The 4,232-nt window shown below is 31.1% G+C and carries 6 protein-coding genes; 2 read left to right on the top strand and 4 right to left on the bottom strand.

The features are described 5' to 3' along the window. Positions 1-610 (bottom strand): thiamine pyrophosphate-binding protein (locus tag DIU01_RS08000; protein ID WP_290833274.1); only part of this gene is annotated, 610 nt, incomplete at its 3' end. A 151-nt stretch (positions 611-761) separates the two neighbouring features. On the opposite strand from DIU01_RS08000, the gene DIU01_RS08005 reads away from it, so the two are divergent. Both DIU01_RS08005 and DIU01_RS08010 read left to right on the top strand, forming a co-directional pair. Then, the gene (locus DIU01_RS08005) at positions 762-1,256 is read left to right on the top strand and encodes a GNAT family N-acetyltransferase (protein ID WP_290833276.1); all 495 of its coding nucleotides are present in this window, start codon (positions 762-764) and stop codon (positions 1,254-1,256) included. Between the two features lie 91 nt (positions 1,257-1,347). Continuing rightward, complete coding sequence (locus tag DIU01_RS08010; RefSeq protein ID WP_290833278.1) at positions 1,348-2,190, top strand: DUF4339 domain-containing protein; 843 nt, start codon at positions 1,348-1,350, stop codon at positions 2,188-2,190. Positions 2,191-2,432: 242 nt separating this feature from the next. On the opposite strand, the gene DIU01_RS08015 is transcribed toward DIU01_RS08010, so the two are convergent. From DIU01_RS08015 to DIU01_RS08025, 3 genes are all read right to left on the bottom strand, one after another. Beyond that, entirely contained in the window at positions 2,433-3,017 is a 585-nt protein-coding gene (locus DIU01_RS08015) for a glutathione peroxidase (RefSeq protein WP_290833280.1), read from the bottom strand. 119 nt (positions 3,018-3,136) lie between these two features. Next, positions 3,137-3,715, bottom strand: a complete 579-nt coding sequence (locus DIU01_RS08020; protein WP_290833282.1) for a hypothetical protein — start codon at positions 3,713-3,715, stop codon at positions 3,137-3,139. An 18-nt stretch (positions 3,716-3,733) separates the two neighbouring features. Next, entirely contained in the window at positions 3,734-4,165 is a 432-nt protein-coding gene (locus DIU01_RS08025) for a hypothetical protein (protein ID WP_290833284.1), read from the bottom strand. Between the last annotated feature and the right edge of the window lie 67 nt (positions 4,166-4,232).

Consider the following 4,232-nt stretch of genomic DNA (forward strand, 5'->3'; position numbering starts at 1 on the left):
TCCAATCATTTGCAAAACTTGAAATATCTTCAATTTGATTGCTCACAATTTCTTCTGAAACTATTTTCGGATTTACCGAAAGTTCTTGAACAGTTTCATATAATGGTTCTTCAAATGGCGCGTTAATGTGCACTGGACCGCATTTGGCGAAAGCCGTATTTAGTGCTTCATTAATCAATAAATCGTTTTCATCAGATGGAAATTCGTTTAAATTGGCATCGAATAACGAATGATTTGCAAATACATTTTCCTGACGAATGGTTTGTCCGTCGCCGATATCGATTTTGCTTTTTGGTCTATCGGCAGAAAGCACAATTAGTGGAATTTCACTGTAAAATGCTTCTGCAAAAGCTGGATAATAATTGAGCAAAGCCGAACCCGAAGTGCAAACAACAGCAACAGGTTTGTTGATTTGTTGTGCAATTCCGAGTGCAAAAAATGCAGCACAACGCTCATCAGCAATACTATAACAAGTAAAATTTGGATTGTTTACAAAACCAATTGTTAAAGGAGCGTTTCGTGAACCTGGAGAAATTACGATATGTTGGATTCCTTTGGCGCGAAAAATTTCTATGATAGATTGCGCTAAAGGTATTTTTGGGTATTTCATCTTACTTTTTTTTGCCACAAAGGCGCAAAGACACAAAGGCTTTTAATTTTCACAAAGTTACAAAGTTATTTATTGAGTAGAAATTAAACCAATAAGAAAGTTAAGTTAATTAAGCGATTTCTTTATGGCTAAAAAATACTATTTTTGAACCATGGAAATTAGAATCAGACCTTACCAAGTTGAAGATACGCAAGCAATTTTAGAAATTATCAATTATAATATTCTAAATTCTACTGCTTTATACGATTATGAACCGCGAACTTTAGAAAATCAATTAGCAATTTTTGATGATAAAGTCAAGAAAGGTTTTCCAATTATTGTTGCAATTGAAAATGAAACTGTAGTTGGTTTTGGCTATTATAGTGAATTTAGATTTCGCGAAGCCTACAAATTTACTGTAGAACATTCGGTTTATGCGCATCCTAATTCTGTTGGAAAAGGTATCGGAAAAATGATTTTAACTGAATTAATTCATTTGGCGAAAGCTCAAAAATTGCACACCATGATTGGTGTAATTGATTCTGAAAATGTAAGCAGCATCGATTTTCATAAGAAATTTGGCTTTGAAATTGTTGGAAACATCAAAGAATCGGGATATAAATTTGAGCGTTGGTTGCACAGTATAATTATGCAGAAGATGCTTTAGGAGATGGAAGTTGGAAGTTTACACTTAGATAAGCTCAGTTTTGGCGGCAATAATATAGAAAATCTTAGAAAATAAAAACCATATAGAAAAAATGAGAAAGTATTTTATTCATAACGACGAAGTAGAAAATGGTCCGTTTGATATTGAACAATTAAAGACAATTAAAATAAAAAATGAAACTCCAATTTGGTACGATGGATTACAAAATTGGACAATTGCAGGAAATGTTGAAGAATTAAAATCAATTATAGAAGTTACTTCTACTCCACCAAAATTTGAAAAATTTGCGCACCAAAATACAAATGCAAATCCACCAAGTTTTACGAAACCGAGTTATGAAAATAATCAAAACTCTGAGCCAAAAAAAAGTAAAACTATGAGAAATGTTTTAATTGGTGTTGGAGTTTTAGCTTTAGTTTTTATTGGTTTATCACTAGTATCAAACGACCCAGAACCAATATATAACGAAAATGGAGAATTTATTGGAATTGATAATTCTCAGGTTACTGTTGATGCCGAAACAGATAGAATTAATGAAGAATTGACAATTAAAAATAGAAATTACAGAAATAACTTTGAAAAATATATTAGAGTAACAACAAACGAATATACTTACTATGAACTTGGCGGAATAAATAATTTGGATGTAATCGTAACTAATGATACTGATTATATGCTAAATGAAGTAAATGTAAATATTGATTACATCAAGGATAATGGCGAAATTTTTAAAAGCGAAATTGTAACACTCAATAACATTCCAGCACATCAAAATAAATCAGCTTCTGCTCCAGAGAGTAATCGAGGAACTTCTGTTGAAGTAAGAATGGACGGTATAACTTCTAAAAAAATGCACTTTTGTTTTTACGCAACAAACGGAATTGGAACTTACGCCGAACCTGAAAATCCTAACGACCCATACTTTTGCAAATAATTACTACTGCCGAAAGCAATTTTGAAACACTAAGGTTTTAGAACTTGATTTAAAGTTTGTTTTGCACTTTTGATTTTCAGTGCTAAATCTAAAATTTTGAGCCTACAATTTCCTACTTTTTAAATCCTTGAACGTAACAAATTTTATAAAAAAAAATCAGAAAACAATTTTATGAGTTTTCTGATTTTCTATTCTCTATATTCTTTATTCTATTCTCTATATTCTTTATTCTATTCTCTAAATTAACCTTTAATCCAATCAACAATCACTGGATCGGTTGGTAAAACTTGTGGTGAAACTACTTTATCTAATTCACCTTTTTCATTGATTAAGTATTTCTGAAAATTCCATTCTACTTCACTGTCTTTCAAACCATTTTTAGATTTCTTAGTTAGAAATTGATAGATTGAAGCCATATCTGATCCTTTTACAGAAATTTTTTCCATCATAGGAAATGTTACACCGTAATTACGTTCGCAGAATTCGGCAATTTCTTTATTGGAACCAGGTTCTTGTTGCCCAAAGTTATTTGCTGGAAATCCAACAATAATAAAATTTTGATCTTTGTACTGATTGTAAATTGCTTCTAATTGTTTGTACTGAGGTGTTAATCCGCATTTAGATGCTGTGTTTACGACAAGTATTTTCTTTCCTTTTAGTGAAGCAAAGTCAAATTCGTTTCCTTCTAAATCTTTTACTTTAAACTGATAAATAGTTTGTTTTTCCATGGGTTGAACCGAAGTTACTTGATTACTAACTTTATTTTGAGCCTGATTTTGACAACTATAGAGCGATACCACACTCAATAGCAGAAGTATTTTTTTCATGATATTTTTTTTATAAAAGTAAGAAAAAAAAAGAAGCCCAACAATAAATTATTGGGCTCCAAACAAAAAAACATAAACAAATTATTATTAAAATAAATGTCTAATTTTTAAAAACAAATTTACGGAGCTTGAACAATTGGATCTCTTAAAGATTCCAAAACTGCTACTACTTCATTGATGATAACTGGATCAGTAACACCATTTAAACCAGCTGCTGCACCAACATATCCAATAAACTTGTCATAATTTGCATCGGTAGATTTAACACCCATTCTTGGGTTAATAGCTGGATCGTGTGCGCTTACCATATCTAATCCACTGTATGTGTTTGTAGATGCTCCACCAGTATTAGCAGAGAAAAAATCGGTTAAATTTTTACTTAAAACTGCCACGTTAGTAGCATTTCCAGAAGAAACTTCACCCACGACAGGTGCGAAATGTGCTCCTAAATTTCCTGGTGCACCAGCAACAATATCTCCTACAATTAAAACAATTGTTGAGTCAACTACAGAACGGTAGCTTAAACGACCTTGCTCAATCATTACGCTAGGATTATTTGGGTCGGCTACTTTCTTTTTACCACCTAATTTTGTGTAAAGTGATTTTGGTCCAGAATCATCGTCATTGTTACAAGAAGTTGTAACAAATACAGTAGATCCGATTAACAGGGCAATTAATGCCATTTTAACATTTTTCATGATTGTAATATTTAAAGATTAATTAAAAACTCGTTGAATACCTCTAGAAAAGTGGTAACTAAAACTTCCTTCCTGAATAACAGGACATACTTTTTTAGATTCTAATCCTTTGGGTAAAATATATCTTGTTGCTTTGTAATCGCCTTTTTTCATAAGCTCATCGTAGATTTTTTTGGAATCTGCAATCTTATTATCATGAAAAAAAACAACTACATTATTCTTAAGATTGTAACTGTCGTTTATAAAACCTGGAATGGTTTTTAAATTTCTGTGAATCTCTTTAATTTTCATAGAATCTAATGGTTCTTGAAAATCTATTCTACTAATTTGCATAGTAGCATTATCATACTCTACCGGTTTTGCCGTTGCTATATGAACAACTAAAACAACAAATAATAAAAATGCTGTTCCAATTATACTCAGAGCAATTATTTTTAACTTCCTTTTCATAATTAATGAGTTTTAATGTTTTTTGTTACGATGATATACGGAGGAAAGTTTTTTATGGTTTTATTTT

The organism is Flavobacterium sp. (assembly GCF_003525665.1).
GTDB lineage: Bacteria > Bacteroidota > Bacteroidia > Flavobacteriales > Flavobacteriaceae > Flavobacterium.